The organism is Fredinandcohnia onubensis (genome assembly GCF_002734285.1).
Classification (GTDB): Bacteria; Bacillota; Bacilli; order Bacillales; family Bacillaceae_L; genus Ferdinandcohnia; species Ferdinandcohnia onubensis_A.
Genome location: NZ_NSEA01000014.1, coordinates 222,782 through 241,379, shown reverse-complemented (window position 1 = coordinate 241,379; position 18,598 = coordinate 222,782). Strand labels below are relative to the sequence as shown.

Annotated in this window: 14 protein-coding genes; 13 read left to right on the top strand and 1 reads right to left on the bottom strand. The window is 37.9% G+C overall.

Translation table 11 applies throughout. From position 1 onward, the window contains the following. Positions 1–52 precede the first annotated feature (52 nt). The 13 genes from CKJ95_RS15275 to CKJ95_RS15215 all read left to right on the top strand — a co-directional run bounded on the left by CKJ95_RS15275 (position 53) and on the right by CKJ95_RS15215 (position 18,143). Entirely contained in the window at positions 53–1,057 is a 1,005-nt protein-coding gene (locus CKJ95_RS15275; protein ID WP_099354314.1) for a 3-oxoacyl-ACP synthase, read from the top strand. Between the two features lie 98 nt (positions 1,058–1,155). Continuing rightward, the gene (locus CKJ95_RS15270) at positions 1,156–2,409 is read left to right on the top strand and encodes a substrate-binding domain-containing protein (RefSeq protein ID WP_099354304.1); all 1,254 of its coding nucleotides are present in this window, start codon (positions 1,156–1,158) and stop codon (positions 2,407–2,409) included. Between the two features lie 66 nt (positions 2,410–2,475). Then, the gene (locus CKJ95_RS15265; RefSeq protein ID WP_099354303.1) at positions 2,476–3,243 is read left to right on the top strand and encodes an ABC transporter ATP-binding protein; all 768 of its coding nucleotides are present in this window, start codon (positions 2,476–2,478) and stop codon (positions 3,241–3,243) included. Beyond that, positions 3,227–3,934, top strand: a complete 708-nt coding sequence (locus CKJ95_RS15260; RefSeq protein WP_099354302.1) for an ABC transporter ATP-binding protein — start codon at positions 3,227–3,229, stop codon at positions 3,932–3,934. The genes CKJ95_RS15265 and CKJ95_RS15260 overlap by 17 nt, the downstream gene beginning before the upstream one ends. 31 nt (positions 3,935–3,965) lie before the next feature. After that, complete coding sequence (locus tag CKJ95_RS15255; protein WP_099354301.1) at positions 3,966–4,826, top strand: branched-chain amino acid ABC transporter permease; 861 nt, start codon at positions 3,966–3,968, stop codon at positions 4,824–4,826. 4 nt (positions 4,827–4,830) lie between these two features. Further along, positions 4,831–5,838 (top strand): branched-chain amino acid ABC transporter permease, encoded by a 1,008-nt coding sequence (locus CKJ95_RS15250; protein WP_099354300.1) that lies wholly within the window; start codon positions 4,831–4,833, stop codon positions 5,836–5,838. A gap of 12 nt (positions 5,839–5,850) precedes the next feature. Continuing rightward, the gene (locus CKJ95_RS15245) at positions 5,851–6,030 is read left to right on the top strand and encodes a hypothetical protein (protein ID WP_099354299.1); all 180 of its coding nucleotides are present in this window, start codon (positions 5,851–5,853) and stop codon (positions 6,028–6,030) included. 12 nt (positions 6,031–6,042) lie between these two features. Then, positions 6,043–7,074, top strand: a complete 1,032-nt coding sequence (locus CKJ95_RS15240; protein ID WP_099354313.1) for a 3-oxoacyl-ACP synthase — start codon at positions 6,043–6,045, stop codon at positions 7,072–7,074. After that, positions 7,056–7,967, top strand: coding sequence for an intracellular short-chain-length polyhydroxyalkanoate depolymerase (gene phaZ, locus CKJ95_RS15235; protein WP_099354298.1), 912 nt, complete (start codon positions 7,056–7,058; stop codon positions 7,965–7,967). Before CKJ95_RS15240 ends, phaZ begins: the two co-directional genes overlap by 19 nt. Further along, a complete protein-coding gene (gene fabG / locus CKJ95_RS15230; protein ID WP_099354297.1) occupies positions 7,964–8,701 on the top strand; it encodes a 3-oxoacyl-ACP reductase FabG in 738 nt (245 codons plus the stop codon). The genes phaZ and fabG overlap by 4 nt, the downstream gene beginning before the upstream one ends. Before the next feature lie 113 nt (positions 8,702–8,814). Next, on the top strand, positions 8,815–10,317 hold the full coding sequence (locus CKJ95_RS15225) for an acyl-CoA synthetase (protein WP_099354296.1): 1,503 nt from the start codon (positions 8,815–8,817) through the stop codon (positions 10,315–10,317). A 268-nt stretch (positions 10,318–10,585) separates the two neighbouring features. Continuing rightward, on the top strand, positions 10,586–17,464 hold the full coding sequence (locus CKJ95_RS23855) for a 5'-nucleotidase C-terminal domain-containing protein (RefSeq protein ID WP_257215809.1): 6,879 nt from the start codon (positions 10,586–10,588) through the stop codon (positions 17,462–17,464). A gap of 139 nt (positions 17,465–17,603) precedes the next feature. Beyond that, positions 17,604–18,143: a GNAT family N-acetyltransferase gene (locus CKJ95_RS15215; protein ID WP_099354295.1), complete on the top strand. Its 540-nt coding sequence runs from the start codon at positions 17,604–17,606 to the stop codon at positions 18,141–18,143. A 33-nt stretch (positions 18,144–18,176) separates the two neighbouring features. Here the strand turns inward: CKJ95_RS15215 and CKJ95_RS15210 are convergent, their stop codons facing one another. After that, the gene (locus tag CKJ95_RS15210; RefSeq protein WP_099354294.1) at positions 18,177–18,587 is read right to left on the bottom strand and encodes a VOC family protein; all 411 of its coding nucleotides are present in this window, start codon (positions 18,585–18,587) and stop codon (positions 18,177–18,179) included. Positions 18,588–18,598 lie beyond the last annotated feature (11 nt).

Here is an 18,598-nt window from a genome sequence, read left to right as displayed (position 1 = left end):
TTTCTTATAAAAGTTTTGACAATACGGTTCATCCAGAAGGGGGATTAGTATGATAAATGTCGGAATTGAAGCGACAAGTGTATATTTTCCAAAAGGAATTGAAACAGCAGCGGAATTGTCTAAAAAAACTGGAATTCCTGAACGGGTTATCATTGAGAAATTCGGTTTGTATCAAAAGCATGTGTCCGACGATACAATGCAGGCTACTGATCTAGGAATTGAGGCTGCAAAGCAACTACTTTCTAAAATAGATCCTTTATCAATTGATGTTGTTATCTATTTTGGTAGTCCACATAAGGATTATTTAGTCTGGTCATGTGCTCCAAAGCTTCAATTTGAATTAGGAACGAAAAACGCATATGCCTTTGAATTAATGAATGTGAGCTCTTGTTTTCCTATTGCTTTAAAAGTGGCAAAGGATATGCTTACATCCGATAAAACGATAGAAAACATTTTACTAGTTGGAGGTTGTAAGGAATCACAAATCATTGATTACGAAAACCCCCGTTCCAGGTTTATGTTTAATTTTGGTGATGGTGGGGCAGCTGTACTCGTTAAGAAAAATTCCACTTTAAGTGAAATTCTGGAAAGCTCGATAATCACCGATGGCTCATTTTATGAGGATGTTCGGGTACCTGCTGGAGGTTCTAAGCTTTTCCCAAGCATTGAAACCGTAGTAAATAGGCAACATTATATCGATGTACATGATCCATCCAGCATGAAGGAGAGACTTGACCCTGTATCCATTCCCAATTTCGAAAAAGTGATTCGAAATTCATTGCAGAAAAGCGGCTATTCACCTCAAGATATTAATGTTCTTCTACCACTACATACGAAGCGCTCCATGTTTAGAGAACTACTTCATACATTACAAATACCAGAAGATAATACAATTTATTTAGATCATCATGGACATATGTCGGCACTAGACCCGTGTATAGGCCTTCATTTTGCTAATGAGCAAGGTAAATTATGTGAAGGGGACATTGCGGTTGCAGTAAGTGCCGGAACGGGTTATACATGGGCTGCTACTGTTATTCAATGGAAGGGTGTTTGAAAAATTCTAAAGTGATTTTGTAACTCAGTTGTAACTATCCTCAAGTACGATGAATGCAAAGGTTTCACAGTTTCAACGAACATAAGGGGGAAGGTAAAATGAAGAATTTCTCATTTCGTAAAATGCTTTTTTTAAGCATGCTTGCCATGTTAATGGTGATAGCTGCGGCATGTAGCTCAGGATCATCAACTACAGAAGAAGAGAATCCAAGCTCAGGAGATTCAGACAAACCAGCAGAAGAATCAAAGGATCCAATCAAAATTGGTGTACTTGCTTCATTAAGTGGTGGGCTTGAATCCTACGGCAAGCAATCAACACAAGGATTTGAACTAGGCCTCGAGTACGCTACAGACGGGACGATGGAAGTAAATGGTCAAAAAATCGAATTCTTTGTAGAGGATACTGAGACAAAACCAGAAGTTGCCATTCAAAAAGCAACAAAATTAATTGAAGAAGACGGAGTTGACTTCTTAGTAGGATCATCAAGTTCAGCAGATACATTAGCTGTTCTTCCATTAGCTGAAGAATATGAAAAGATTATGATTGTTGAACCAGCTGCAGCAGACAGTATTACAGGTGCAGATTGGAATGAATATATATTTAGAACAGCCCGTAATTCATCACAGGATGCGGTTGCAGGCGCTGCAGCAATTGCAAAAGAAGGGGTTAAAATTGCAACCCTTGCACCAGATTATGCTTTCGGTCGAGATGGAGTTGCAGCCTTTAAGGAAGCCGCCGAAAATTTAGGTGCTGAAATTATCCATGAAGAATATGCAGATCCTGCAGCAACTGACTTTACTTCTAATATCCAGAAGATTATTGAAGCAAAGCCTGATTATTTATTTGTTGTGTGGGCAGGTGCAAATTCACCTTGGAACCAAATTGCAGATATGAAGGTCCAAGAAAATGGTATTAAAATTTCCACAGGTGCTCCAGATATCCCAGCACTTGCAACAATGGAAGCGTTAGTTGGAATGGAAGGATTCACCGTTTACTATCATCAGCTTCCGAAAAATGAGATTAACGATTGGTTAGTTGAAAAACACAAAGAAAAGTTCAATGGTGAGGTTCCTGACTTATTTACTCCAGGAGGAATGACGGCTGCCTTAGCAATTGTAGAAGCGATTAAGAAGACAGATGGCGATACGAATGCAGATAAGCTAATCGAAGCAATGGAAGGAATGAGTTTTGATACACCGAAAGGAAAAATGACATTCCGTGAAGAAGATCATCAAGCTCTTCAAACTTTATATGCGATTCGCCTGGAAAAGGTTGATGGTGTGGATTATCCAGTACCAGTCTTAATAAGAGAGTTAAGCCCAGAGGAAACAGCTCCACCAGTTCGCAACTAATTTGAACTATAAGCTTCGGTAGGATTACTACCGAAGCTTACTTTTAGAAAAAAGAGGTGAAAATACGTGATGAATATTATTGAAACGAAAAACCTGACAATCGCTTTTGGAGGCCATGTAGCTGTTGATAATGTGAATTTATCAGTTCCTCCGAACCACTTCAAATCAATTATTGGCCCCAATGGTGCCGGCAAAACAACTTTTTTCAATTTATTAAGTGGTCAGCTTACACCGACAGCTGGTCAAGTTCTCTTAAAAGGAGAAGATATTACAAAATTATCTCCAACAGTACGTACACGTAAAGGAATCGGTCGATCCTTTCAAATAACGAATGTTTTTCCAAACTTGACGGTTCTAGAAAACGTACGATTAGCCGTTCAATCGGAATCCGGTGTTCGCTACCAAATGTTTAAGCATTTCCGTAAATATCGACAATTCGAAGAAAAGGCATTACAGATTTTATCGCTTGTTCTTCTTGATAATAAAGCTGATGCAATCGCTAAAAACCTTGCACATGGAGAAAAACGTAAATTAGAAATAGCCATGTTGTTGGCATTGGAGACTGAGGTTCTGTTACTTGATGAACCAACTGCTGGAATGTCACTAGAGGAGGTTCCTGCAATCCTCGAGGTCATCAAGAAAATTAAGGAGGAAGGGAATCGCACCATTATTTTGATTGAACACAAAATGGATATGATTCTTGATCTTTCTGATAGTGTGATGGTCTTATTTAACGGCAGATTGCTTGCTGATGGAACACCGGAAGAAATCATGAACAATGAAACAGTTCAATCAGCGTATTTAGGAGGTTTGTACGATGACACTGCATCTTAAGGTTGAGGGAATAGAAACCTATATTGATCAATTTCATATCCTTCAAGGCGTTTCGTTTGAGGCTAAAAAAGGAGAGGTTACCGTTCTATTAGGCAGAAATGGTGCCGGCAAAACAACTACCTTAAGGTCGATTATGGGACTTAATCCACCGGCTAAAGGAAAAATTGAATTTAATGGTGAGAACATTTCAGGTCTAGCAACCTACCATATTGCCACAAAAGGTATTGGCTATGTCCCTGAAGACCAAGGGATATTCGGAGAGTTGACTGTAGAAGAAAATATGAAAGTTGCAATCAAAAAGGAAAACGAAGAAACGAAGGAGCGTCTAGATTATATTTTGAATCTGTTTCCAGATTTAAAGAAGTTCTGGAAAAGAAAGGGCGGAAACCTCAGTGGTGGACAAAAACAAATGCTTTCAATTGCCAGAGCATATGTCAATAACAATGACTTATTGCTCATTGACGAACCAAGTAAGGGACTAGCACCAATTGTTGTTGAAAAAGTGATGGAATCCATTCAAGAAATGAAGTCAAAAACGACAATTGTGCTCGTGGAGCAAAACTTTATCATGGCAAGTACGATCGGAGATCGCTTTTTCATTATTGACGATGGAAGGACCGTACATCGTGGTGAAATGAAGGAGTTAAAAGAAAATGAAAAACTCCGTAAACAATATTTAGGAATTGCGTAGTAGGACTCATGGGTGAAAGGAGGAAAAATTTGTGGAAGCAATCATCAATTTAACGATTAACGGCCTTGCTACAGGTATGTTGGTTTTCCTACTTGCGGCAGGGTTAACCTTGATTTTTGGTCTTATGGATGTCCTTAACTTTGCACATGGAGGTTTGTTTGCCTGGGGAGCATATGCAGGAGTTTGGTCATATGGGCAAACTGGAAGCTTTGTAGCCGGAATTGTGACTGCCCTGATTACAGGCCTTATTTTAGGTTTACTTATGGAAAAATTCATTGTTACTCCTGTATATGGAAATCATGTTCAGCAAATTTTGATTACGCTAGGGGTTATGATCGTTCTTTCTGAAATGTTAAAGGTTGTTTGGGGACCGAACCAATTGAGTGCGAAAACCCCTGAATATTTAAGCGGGAGCTGGGAGTTTGGCGGGGTTATTTTAATCAAATACCGCTTGTTTATCATTTTGGTAGGATTTCTAGTTTTCTTCCTCATTTTCTATATCCTTAAAAATACAAAAATAGGATTAATTGTTCGTGCCGGTGTAATTAACAAGGAAATGGTTCAATCACTAGGAATCAATATTAAAAGGATTTTTATGCTTGTCTTTATGGTAGGTGCAGCTATGGCAGCACTTGGTGGTGTATTACTAGGACCATATTCCGGCCAAATTTATGCAGAGATGGGAATGGAATTTGCAATACTCGCATTCATTGTCGTTGTTATTGGTGGGATGGGAAGTATTACAGGCTCCCTGTTTGCAGCAATCCTAGTAGGGTTATCGGGATCCTTCATGGCATACTATGTCCCAGAATTATCACTAGCAGTTAATATGCTTCTAATGGCCGTTGTATTAATTTTTAGACCACAAGGATTATTCGGTGTAAAGGGGTGAGGAAATGAAGCTTCTTACTGGTTCTTCAAAAACTAATATAATCTACATTGCAGCAGCTGTGTTCCTTCTATGCTATCCATTTATCAATGATACTAGAAGTATATTAATTTTATTTACACAAATTTTTATTTTTGCTGTCTTTGCAATGAGCTATGATATCTTACTAGGTTTTACAGGAATTGTTTCTTTCGGGCATGCCATGTTTTTTGGGATAGGTGCCTATTCGACAGGAGTTCTTTTAGATCGCTTTGAACCAACAGTTCCTATATTTTTACTATCGATTATTGTTGGAATGATTCTGGCAGCCATTTTAAGTTATGTTGTCGGTTTACTCTCACTACGGTTAAAGAGTCACTTTTATGCGATGCTGACGTTGGCGTTCTCAGGCTTGTTTTTAGTAGCTGCAGAAAAATGGAGGTCGTTAACTAGGGGGAATGACGGATTTACTTTTCGCATCCCTGACGTTTTTAAAGACCGGCTGACTCTTTATTTTATTACATTAATCCTTATGATTGTTGTTTTTTTAGTGTTAAAGAGATTCACAGAATCTCCTCTAGGGAGAGTTCTTCAAGCTATTCGGGAAAATGAACCACGGACAGAGTCACTAGGCTACAATGTGATTCATTATAAAATCATTGCAAGTATAGTAGCTGGTATTATCGCAAGTGTTTCTGGTTCGATGTATGTTCTTACACTACGTTTTGTAAATACATCGGTATTCGCGCTCGATGTGACACTGGATGCTCTTCTCATGACGATCATTGGTGGAGTAGGGACGCTTGTTGGAGCCATCATAGGAGCGGGACTAATTGAATTTGCCCACCATTGGCTAACAGGACTTGCAAAGGTTCATTGGATTTTTGAACGATGGATGATCTTTTTTGGCATTTTATATATCTTAGCCGTTATGTTCTTCCCAATGGGAATCGTCGGAACTGTAAAGTCGTGGTTTTATAAAAGAAAAGGTAGTAATAAAACGAAAGACGTCGATAAAGAAAAAATAGCTGGCTAAGGAGAGAGGGTCATGAATGATAATCAAACCATAACTTCATTCGTTGTCCGTTGTGCCTTAATTCATGTTGATAGTGAGACAATGAAAAAGCAGTGGCGGATAAAGGTAAGCCATGTTCAAGGGGAAGATGAAGTAATTGTTACCGATTTAGATGATGCTGTTCAGTACATGAAACGTGTAATAGAGGAGTGACTCACATTGACTTTGCAATCAGTTGGAATTATAAGTACAGGAATTTACATTCCAAATGATTTTCTAACTGGAGAAGACATTTCACGAATGAGCGGGATACCTAAGGAAATTGTTGAAAAGAAACTGGGCATATTGAAAAAGCCAATTCCCGGACCTGATGACCATACGTGTGAAATGGGAATAAAAGCAGCAAAAGAAGCTATAAACAAAGCAAAGATTGATCCACTGGATATCGATTTAATCATTTATATCGGCGAAGAACATAAGGAATATCCCTTGTGGACAGCTGCGATTAAGATGCAACAAGAGCTTGGCGCGGTTAATGCATGGGGTTTTGACGTTGCGATGCGCTGTGGTACGACAATCATGGCTTTAAAAGTGGCTAAGAATATGATGAAGTCGGATGACTCTATTAAAACGGTTTTACTTGCAGGTGGTTATCGCAATGTAGATTTCATTGATTACGAGAATCCGAGAACTCGCTTTATGTATAATCTAGGCGCTGGTGGAGGTGCAATTCTTTTACAAAGAGGTGCACAAAAAAATCACGTCCTTGAAAGTCATATTATAACGGACGGTGCATTTTCCGAGGACGTTGTCGTTGTAGCAGGGGGAACAAAAAATCCAATCACAAAAGAGGCGCTTGAGCAAAAATTAAACATGCTCGATGTCCTTGACCCAGAAGGGATGAAGCAACGACTTGAAGAAAAGTCCATGCAAAACTTTCTTAAGGTTATTCGAACCGCATTAGAAAAAAGTGGATATACAGAGAAAGATATTGATTATTTAGGTATTCTCCACATGAAGAAGTCAGCCCATGATTACGTGTTAAAGGAATTAGGCTTATCTGAGGAACAATCAATCTATCTAAATGAGTATGGGCATATCGGTCAAATGGATCAAATTCTTTCTTTGGAAATAGCCGAAAAAAAAGGTAAAATAAAAGAAGGAGACCTTGTTGTGTTAGTGAGTGCAGGAATTGGATATGCGTGGGGGGCCACGGCAATAAAATGGGGGGATCGTTCATGCCAGCAATCGAACTGAAAACTGTTAATCTAGCAAATGGAGAAACGTTAGGATATCGGGAACGTGAGGGTGGCGAAAAAGTTCTTTTACTTATACATGGTAACATGACTTCGTCAAAGCACTGGGATATATTAATTGATAAAATTGATAACGATTACAAAATTATCGCTGTTGATATGAGGGGATTTGGAATATCCTCATATAACAAGCCCATACAATCGATAAAGGACTTTTCTGATGATATCAAACTATTTGTTGATGAATTAGGCTTATCAGATTTTAGCATTGCTGGTTGGTCAACTGGTGGTACCGTAGGAATGCAGTTTGTAGTGGATTATCCAGGATATTGTAATAAGTTGATATTAGTGGAGTCCGTCTCAACAAGAGGTATTGCGCTTTATGAGGTTAATTCAGAGGGGAAAGAGGATTATTCAAAGAGACTTAAAACTTATGAGGATATCTTAAAGGATCCACTTAGAATTATTCCGATTCAAAATGCGTATGACACTAGAAATAAAGAAGTATTAAAAGCGATTTGGAATGCTTTAATTTATACCCATAACTTGCCTGATGAGAATCATTATGACGAATATTTAGACGATATGTTAACACAAAGAAATCTAGCTGAAGTCTATTATTCATTAAATAAATATAATATCAGTGAATATCATAACGGATTGGTTGAGGGAAATGGTCTTGTGAAAAAGATTAAAATCCCAGTCTTAATTTTACGTGGTGATAGAGACTTGGTGATTACAGATAAAATGACAAAAGAAATAGTTGAGGATTTAGGTGAAGTAGGAACATTTATTGAATTAGCAGACTGTGGACATTCTCCGTTAATTGATAACCTAGATTTGTTGTTAAAACATATACATGAATTTATCGAACAAAAGGAGCCTGCAAAATGAGATTAAAGGATAAGGTAGCAATTATCACAGGAGCGGCAAATGGGCTTGGGCTAGAAGCAGCTATTACATTTGTACGCGAGGGTGCAAAGGTTGCGTTAACAGACTATGACACAACAGGTGCAAAAAGAGCAGAGGAATTAAAAGAACAAGGTGCAGATGTTGAGTTCTTTCAAGTCGATGTTGCAGATAGAAACAGTGTCGATCAAATGGTTGCAGCTGTAATGGAGCGATTTGGAAAGATTGATATTTTAATAAACAATGCCGGAATTACTCGTGATGCGATGCTGACAAAGCTTTCTCAGAAGGACTTTCAAAAGGTTATTGATGTGAACTTAACAGGCGTTTTCAATTGTACACAAGCAGTGGTTCCACATCTTATTGCAAATGGTAAAGGAAAAATTGTTAGTACCTCTTCTGTAACGGGTGTATATGGAAATGTTGGGCAAACAAATTATGCAGCATCTAAGGCCGCGGTAGTCGGGATGACAAAAACATGGGCAAAAGAGCTCGGTAGAAAAGGAATCAACGTCAATGCAGTTGTACCAGGATTTATTGAAACAGGAATGGTGGCAACCGTGCCTGAAAAAGTTATCAATCAATTAAAGCAAATGATTCCACTTCAAAAACTTGGGAAACCATCGGATATCGCCAATGCGTATTTATTTTTATCCTCCGATGAAGCCGATTATGTGAACGGAACAACCTTGCATGTTGATGGTGGGATTATGATGTAACGAAAAGAGTGGGAGACCCACTCTTTTTTTCATAACTTCACTCATGTAACTACCATGTAACTCCTGTCTTCTATAGTAAGAGTAGAATTAAGAAGACGTAAGGAGAGATAGTTGTGAGGTGGGAACTGGATTGGATTGCAAATCGGGCTCGACTATCACCTGATTCGATAGCTGTCGTGGATGGGGAAACTGGCAGCCGATTTACCTTTCAGGAACTGAATAAACGTGCGGAAAGTATCGCTTGCTTTTTTAAAACAATTGGCATCAAGAAGGGAGATCGTGTAGCACTAATATCTCCGAATGATGTTAGTTATTTCGATTTGCTATTTGCATGTGGAAAAATTGGGGCAATCTTTGTACCGCTAAATTGGCGCTTATCGAGTGAAGAAATCGATTATATACTTTCAAATTCGTCACCAAAACTAGTTGCATTTTCAAGCCAATTTGAGGATTTATTACAAGAAAATAAATCTAGGAAAATCATAAAAATTGATTCTGAGGAGTATCATCGGATTGTAAATGTAGTAAGTACCTCCGTTGAACCAGAGATGTGCATTCTAGAAAAAGACCCTTTGGCGATCATTTATACAGGTGGAACAACAGGAAAACCCAAAGGAGTTGTCCTATCTCATCAATCTATTTTGTGGAATGGGTTAAATACTATTGTGAGCTGGAATTTGTCAGCAGAAGATGTGACATTAACCTATATGCCGATGTTCCATACTGGAGGTCTTAATGCGTTATCCCTTCCTATTTTAATGATGGGGGGCAAGGTTGTAATAGCAAAAAATTTTGAGCCTAAACGTGCCATTCAACTTATTAATCAAGAAGGATGTACAATCGTTTTACTCGTTCCAACGATGTACCATATGATGGTTAACACCCCATCCTTCAAAAACATGACATTTCCAACCATGCATACCTTTCTATCTGGGGGAGCGCCTTGCCCACTCGAAATTTATCAGGCCTTTGAAGAAAAGGGATTATCGTTTAAAGAAGGTTATGGTTTAACAGAGGCGGGGCCAAATAATTTCTTTATTGATCCGAAAATATCAAGGTTTCGAAGAGGGTCTGTTGGAAAGGCCATGTTTTTTAATGAAGTGAAGATTATGACAGCCGCAGGACATGAGGCAAAGTCTGGAGAAGTTGGAGAGCTATTGATTCGTGGAAAACATGTATTCCATCATTATTGGAATAATCCAGATGCAACAAAGGAAGTGTACAATGACGGGTGGTTGCACACAGGGGATTTAGCGAGATGTGATGAAGAAGGCTATCACTATATTGTGGGGCGCAAGAAAGAAATGATTATCACAGGTGGAGAGAATGTGTACCCACTTGAGGTTGAACAATGTATTAGCAAGCACCCTGCTATTAATGAGGTTGCTGTTATCGGGGTACCTCATCAAAAATGGGGAGAGATGGTGATTGCTGTGGTCTCTTTAATGCCAGACCAACACGTTTCAAAAAATGAATTAATAGAGTTCTGTCAAGAAAAGATAGGCAAATATAAAGTACCAAAAGAGTTTATCTTTGTGGAGGAGATCCCTAAAACACATGTGGGTAAGATTAATAAAAGTTATTTGCAAAAGACATATAAAAATGTAGTTGGTTAAGGTAAAACAAATTTTGAGTTAAAATTTTATATGATATAAAAAAAACGGCTACTTTTTTTCATTTGTGGTCGTTTTTTGTGTTGTGTGATTATCTAAATTGATAATGTTAATATTAGACTACGACTATATACCTATTGTTCGTGTATTATACTAATATTTTGTAATACTTTTGTTTAATTTTCGTAAATTTTATTGACCAAATACCCCTTTCCCAGTATTCTGTAGGCGTACCATATTCTACTAATTTACTAAGTGAGGGGAGAAAACTGTGAAAAAAGGCATAGTAAGAAAACTACTGTCGTTATTATTCGTTTTTAGTTTAATAGTGCCTACTACTCTATTAAACTTTGTACCTGCTGCTAGTGCAGCAGAAGCAACTGCCGAACAAACATCCTATATAACTGTAGCAGAAGCAATTGCAAATAATACTGGCAAAGCTACAGTACAAGGATATATTGTTGGCACTACTAAGAGTGGAACAAGCTACGACCAAGAAAGCCCATTCGATATTAATACAAATCTTGGTTTAGCTGATGATCAAAACGAAACGGATCCAGCTAAGATTTTACCTGTACAGTTACCAAAAGGTGATGTTCGAACAGGAATAAACTTAGTAGATCATCCAGATAATTTTAAAAGAAAAGTAGCTATTACAGGGAGCCTTGAAGCATATTTTAGTGTTCCAGGATTAAAAAGCGCATCTTCATATGAATTTCTTGACGGTGATTCCAACCCTGGTGAACCAGACCCAGAACCTGAGCAACCAACTGTAATCACAATTGCTGAAGCTCGCACCCAAGGTACTGGTCAAGCAGCAGTCAAAGGTATAGTAACTGCATTATTAAAGAATACAATTCACATTCAAGATGAAACAGCTGCAATTGCAGTTCGTCCAACTTCTTTAGATGTTCAACTTGGAGATGAAATCACTGTAAGTGGTTCATTACAAGATTATAGAGGGTTATTACAATTAGATTCTGCAACATTGATTGAAAAAACAGAGGATAAAGGTGTTCCCTCTCCAGCTGAATTAGTAGGGGCTAAAGTTAATGAAGAAAATGAATCTAAATTAGCTCTAGTAAAAAATGTAGAATTAATCGATGTAAATAAAGGGAATGGCTGGGCAAATTATACAGCCAAAGCCGAAGATGGTACAGAATTTTTAGTGCGTGATGAAAACGGTACTTTAGAGTTATCTGTTGGAACTACTTACGAATCAATCACTGGTATCGTTCAACAATTTGATCAAGATTATCAAATCATACCGCGTGGACAAGCTGATATTATTGAAGATACTTCAAAAGTACAACCAGTTAGTGCATCTCAACCATCAGGTACAATTCCTGCGGGTACTCAAGTAACATTATCTACTTCAACTGCGGATGCAGAGATTTACTTTACAACAGATGGTACTGAACCAACAGTAGAAAACGGTCAAAAATATAGTGAACCAATTACAGTTGATGAAGATGTAACCATTAAAGCCATTGCTGTAAAAGCTGGTTTAACAACTAGTGAAGTAAAAGAATTTACTTATAGCGTATATGATGCAGCAGATATTAAAATCCATGATATTCAAAGTGAATCACATAATTCACCGTTAGATGGTGTAGTGGTAAATAACGTCGAAGGTGTCGTAACGTATATTTATAGTATAAAAGGCGGCAACTACTTCCATATGCAAACACCAGATGATCAAAAGGATGACAATGCAAATACATCTGAGGGTATTGTAGTATACACAGGAAATAAAGCAAATGTAAAAGTAGGTAATTTAGTAACTGTAACTGGTACAGTTGATGAATATCATATCGATGGCTATAGTGATGCAAACAAATCCGATTTAGCTGTAACACAAATCAATGCTAGAGATGACCGCGGTGGTGTCGTAACAGTAATTGAGGAAGAGGTTGCATTACCTACAACTGTAAAACTTACAAACGAAAACCTACCAAATCAAGTGATTGATAATGATAGTTTCGCAAAGTTTGACCCAGAAGAAGATGCAATTGATTTCTGGGAAAGTATTGAAGGAATGCTTGTTGAAGTTGGAACAGTTAAGGCTGTTGCACCTCAAGAACACGGAGATTTGATTACTGTTTTAGAGAACAGAAAAACGGATACCCTTCATGGTGGAGTATTACTAACGGAAGACAATGCGAATCCGGATCGTATCCAGTTTAAAATGTATGATAATAATGCTGCTAGAGATTTCGAGGTAGCAACAGGAGACAAATTTACAGGACCGATCACAGGTGTCGTAAACTATGGTTTCCAAAACTATAAGATCTATGTTGATTTAGATGACATGGAATCAAACCATGTAAAAGGTAATGCAGAACCTGAGACAACAACGATTGTTAAAGAAGACGATAAGCTAACGATTGCTTCTTACAATCTAGAAAACTTCTCAAATAATACGAAAGAAACTTCAGACGATAAAGCTCAAAAATTAGCAAGAGCTTTTGTTCAAGACATGAAGAGTCCTGACATCATCGGGGTAACTGAGGTTCAAGATAACAATGGACAAAGCGCAGGAGATTCAGCCGCTAACGAAAGTTATGAACGTTTGATTGAAGCAATTGTTGCTGCGGGTGGTCCTGAATATCAATATTTAAATATTGATCCTGTTAATAACCAAGATGGTGGAGCACCAAATGCAAACATCCGTGTTGGATTCTTATATAATCCAGAACGTGTTTCTTTACCAGAAGGCATTCAAGCTGGTGATGCAACAACAGCTGTTGGTTATGAAGATGGTAAATTAACACATAACCCTGGACGAATCGATCCTACAAATGCTGCATTTGATAACAGTCGTAAACCTTTAGCAGCACAATTTACCTTCAAAGGTGAAGATGTAGTGGTTATTGTTAACCACTGGAACTCCAAATCTGGAGACACTCCATTATTCGGTTCAACACAACCGCCGGTATATGGAAGTGAAGTTCAACGGAAACAAATTGCAAATATTGTTTATGACTTTATCGAAGAAATAAAAGTTGATAACCCTGATGCAAATGTTGTATCAGTTGGTGATTTTAACGATTACCAGTTCGCTGAGTCCCTTAAAATTCATGAAGGCGACTTAATGACCAACATGATTAACCATGTTGGAAAAAGTGATCGCTACACATATTTGTTCCAAGGTAACTCACAAGTTTTAGATCACATTTTGGTATCAAATAACTTAGTACCTGGAACTGAAATTGATATTTTACACATTAATGCAGACTTTACAGATATGGCGGGGCGTGCGAGTGACCATGACCCGGTTATGGTTCAAGTTGACCTAAAAGCTAATTATGACTTAACGATCATGCACACAAATGATACTCATGCTTCCTTAGACAACATGCCAAAAACGGTAACTGCAGTGAAGGAAGTAAGAGCAGAAAATCCTGATTCGCTACTTCTTCATGCGGGAGATGCTTTTACAGGAACACTGTATTTTAATGAGTTCCAAGGAGAAGCAGATTTAGCCATGATGAATTTAATGGGCTTAGATGCGATGACCTTTGGTAACCATGAATTTGACTTAGGTTCTTCTAGTGAAGGACATCAAAAATTAGTCGAATTTATCCAAGGTGCACAATTCCCATTTGTCAGTGCCAATGTTGATTTCTCAAAGGATGCTAAATTTGATGGGATTTTCAATGATTCTATCGCATCTGATATTGAAAATGGACAAATTTACAATGGAATCATTAAAGAAGTAAACGGTGAGAAAGTGGGTATCTTCGGTTTAACAACAGAAGAAACATCTGATATTTCAAGCCCAGGCTCGATTGAATTTGAAAACTACCTTGATGAAGCAAGAAAAGCTGTTGAGGCTTTTGAAGCACAAGAGGTTAACAAAATTATTGCACTAACACATATTGGTTATGATGATAATGCTGCTGTAGATAACGACTTAATCCTAGCTGAACAAGTGGAAGGAATTGACGTTATTGTTGGTGGACATAGCCATACAGAATTGGCTGAACCAGTCGTTGTTGCAAAAGATGAAACACCTACAGTAATCGTTCAAACAGGTAATGCAAACAGTAACTTAGGTGTTCTAAATGTTGAATTCGACGAAAATGGTGTAGTAGAGACACATAATGGTAAATTAATTGAAATTAAAGGACAAGATCCTGACGAGGAAGCTCAGGCCGTATTAGCACCGTATAAGGCAAAAGTTGAAGAAGTAGCTAATACAGAAATCGGAGTCTCAACTCCTATTGAATTAGAAAACCCACGTACAAGTGGTGATGATACAAAACCAAGCGTACGTAAAAACGAAACGATTCTTGGAAACTTAATTACAGACGGAATGCTTGAAAAAGCAAAGTTATTCACAGGTAAAGATGTAATAATGGCTCTACAAAACGGTGGTGGTATCCGTGCTGCTATCGATGCTGGCCCAATCACAACTGGTGAAGTAATCACAGTTCTTCCATTTGGTAACACGTTAGCTACAATGGATGTTACAGGTGCTGAATTGAAAGAGGCATTCGAAATCTCCGTAAGCAAGTACCCTGGTGAAAACGGTGGATTTTTACATCTTGCTGGCGGTAAAGTTAAGTTTGACTCGACTAAACCAGAACATGAACGTGTGGTATCCGTATCTTACCTGAACGAAAATGGTGAGTATATAGAGGTACAAGATGATAAATTGTATACTATCGCAACTAACGCGTTCACAGCTAAAGGTGGAGACGGCTATGACGTATTTGCAAAAGCCTACGAAGATGGCCGTGTAACAGACTTAGGTCTTTCTGATTGGGAAAACTTCCGTGACCATTTAGTAAGTCTTGGAAGCGAGGGAATTCCAACTGAAGTTGAAGGTAGAATCGTTGATGTGGAAGGTCAATTTAACTTAACGGTATTGCATACAAACGATACGCATGCTGCCTTAGATAAGATGCCTAAAACGGTAACGGCAGTGAAAGATGAAAGAGCCAAAGATCCGAATGCACTACTTCTTCATGCAGGAGATGCATTTACAGGGACACTGTATTTTAATGAGTTCCTTGGAAAAGCAGATTTAGCCATGATGAATTTAATGGGCTTCGATGCAATGACCTTTGGTAACCATGAATTTGATTTAGGTTCTTCATCTGAAGGACATCAAAAATTAGTTGAATTTATCAAGGGAGCTAAGTTCCCATTTGTAAGTGCCAATGTTGATTTCTCGAAGGATGCTAAATTTGATGGGATTTTCAATGATTCTATCGCATCTGAAATTGATAATGGACAAATTTACAATGGAATCATCAAAGAAATTAACGGTGAGAAAGTCGGTATCTTCGGTTTAACAACAGAAGAAACTGCTGACATTTCAAGCCCGGGTTCAATAGCATTTGAAAACTATCTACAAGAAGCTGAAAAAGCTGTTGAAGCTTTTGAAGCAGAAGGTGTCAACAAGATTATTGCATTAACACATATTGGTTATGATGATAATGCTGCGGTTGATAACGACTTAATCCTAGCTGAAAAAGTAGAAGGCATTGACGTTATTGTAGGTGGACATAGTCATACAGCATTGGATGTGCCATCCGTAGTTGCAAAAGATAAAACACCAACAGTAATCGTTCAAACAGGTAATGCGAATAGCAACCTAGGTGTGCTAGATGTAGTATTCGATGAAAAAGGTGTAGTAATTGAACATGCTGGGGAATTAATTTCAATTGGTGATCAAGAGGCTGATCCTGAAGCAGCAGAAGTATTAGCACCGTACAAAGCCCAGGTTGACAAAGTAGCACAAGAGAAAATCGGAGTATCAACTCCTATAGAATTAGCATACCCACGTACAAATGGTGATAATACAAAACCAAGTGTACGGAAAAACGAAACAATCTTAGGAAACTTAATTACAGATGGAATGCTTAAAAAAGCAAGAGAATTTACTGGTGAAAATGTAGTGATGGCTTTACAAAATGGTGGTGGGATTCGTGCAGCAATTAATGAAGGTCCAATCACAGTAGGTGAAGTAATCACAGTTCTTCCATTCGGTAACACGTTAGCTACGATGGAATTAACAGGTGCTGAGCTGAAAGAAGCGTTTGAAATTTCTGTTAGCAAGTATCCGGATGAGAATGGTGGTTTCCTACATGTTGCTGGAGGTAAGGTAGAATTCGATTCTTCGAAACCAGCAGGCGAACGTGTAATTGCTGTTTTCATCGAAGATGCGAATGGAAACCTTGTAGCTGTTGACGATAATACTACCTATATTATTGCTACAAATGCTTTCACAGCTAAAGGTGGAGACGGCTATGACGTATTTGCAAAAGCTTACGAAGAAGGCCGTGTAACTGATTTAGGACTTTCTGATTGGGAAAACTTCCGTGAGCATTTAGTAAGCCTTGGTAGTGAAGGAATCCCAACTGAAACAGAAGGTAGAATCGTTGATGTTACTACAACACCAGGCGAAGAGGAACCGCAGATTATTGTTGTTACTCCAGAAGTCGAGAGAGGAAACAAATATGTAGTATCTCCAGATGATTTAGGCGAACTAAAAGAAGGAGCTATTGTTAGAGTTGAAGTTCCTGAAAAGAAAAATACAATTTTTGTATCATTAAGCTCTGAAGCAATTGCGAAACTTAAAGCAGCAAATGCAACATTAGTCATCTCAAATAGTGTGGTTGACCTTCAAATTCCTTCATCTATCTTACCTGATAGTGAAACGGAAATTAAAGTACAGAAGGACAATCGTAAGGATGCTTTAGTTGCCTATGATTTCACAATCAAATCAGAAGGCAAGGGCTATCACAAATTCAACGAAAAAGTCACAATGACTTTTTCGATTGACCCTAAAACTGTGGATGATCCGAAGAAAGTGAAGGTTTTCTATTGGAATCCACAAAGTAAGGAATGGGAATTGGTCGGTGGTGAATACAAAGATGGCAAAATTACTGCTACTACCGATCACTTTAGTACATTTGGTGTGTTAGAAATTGAAGATACTAAAGAAAGTCCCGGTACTGAAGTGAAGGATTCTGATACAAATGAATCAACTGAAAAAGATTCTGATTCGAAGAATTCTAATGGAGGGAAAAAACTTCCTATCACAGCTACAAATATGGCTAACATGTTAGTGGTTGGACTTTCGCTAATCCTAGTTGCTGTTGGTCTCCTCTATGTAAACAGAAGAAAAACAGCTTAATAGACTATCAAAAAGCTAGTAACGAGAGAAAAACGTAGTGTTTTTCTCTCGTTTTTTATATGACCTGAAAAATATTTCTAAAGGATTTTTACCAAAAATGTTGAATTACTCTCATAGTAAAAATAAGGGAGTAATTCAAATGATTACGTACAATTTGTTAAGAGGAAAAAAAGTCCAGCTTGTTAGAATTAAAGAAGAAGATGTTCCGACCATTGTAAGTTGGTATGAGGATCAAGAGTTTCTTAGAAATCTAGACACTTTACCATCCTTTCCTAAACATCCTTCAGCTTTTAAAGAGTGGGTTGAGCAGAAGAACGAGAAAGAATTTGTTTTTGGAATTAAAGAATTGGAGACTAATAAATTAGTTGGATTTGTGGACATTGACAGTATTATTTGGCCACATCGAAATGCATGGCTAGCAATCGCAATAGGTGGAGAAGGAAACCGTAATCGAGGGCTTGGATATGAAGCCATGCAACTCGTGTTGGATTTTGCTTTCCAAGAATTAAATCTTCATAGAATCCAATTATCCGTTTTTCAGTACAATGAGAGGGCCATCGCCTTGTATGAAAAGTTAGGATTTGTTAGAGAAGGAATTTCAAGAGAATTTCTAGAGCGTGACGGGAAGCGATTTGATATGTATTTTTATGGGCTGCTTAAACATGAATGGAAGAAATAAAAACAATTCCCCTAGATGCTAGGGGAATTTCATTTACTTCTTCTCATAGTTTAAGTCCCATATGATCCCGAATTGGTCTTTTACTTTTGCATATTTTGCACCCCAAAATGTATCCTGTAATTCCATGAACACAGTGCCTTTTTGCTTTAGGTCATTATAAGTTTTCGTAATTTCCTCTTCACTTTCAAATTCTATAACTAAAGAGATATTGTTTCCAAAGGTTACACTTTGGTCGGGAGAGTCATCTGATACCATTAGTAAGAGTTCGTTCTTTTTGAATTTACCATGTATGAGTCGGTCATTAGCCCAGTCCTGAGTTTCAAAACCTGCCTGAGCATATGTTTGAACATCCAATATTTCGCCCTCAAATATCTCCTTATAATAATCCAAAGCTTCCTTCGCATTCCCATTAAACATTAAATAAGGTGTCGCTTGTCCTTTCATTCACAAAACAC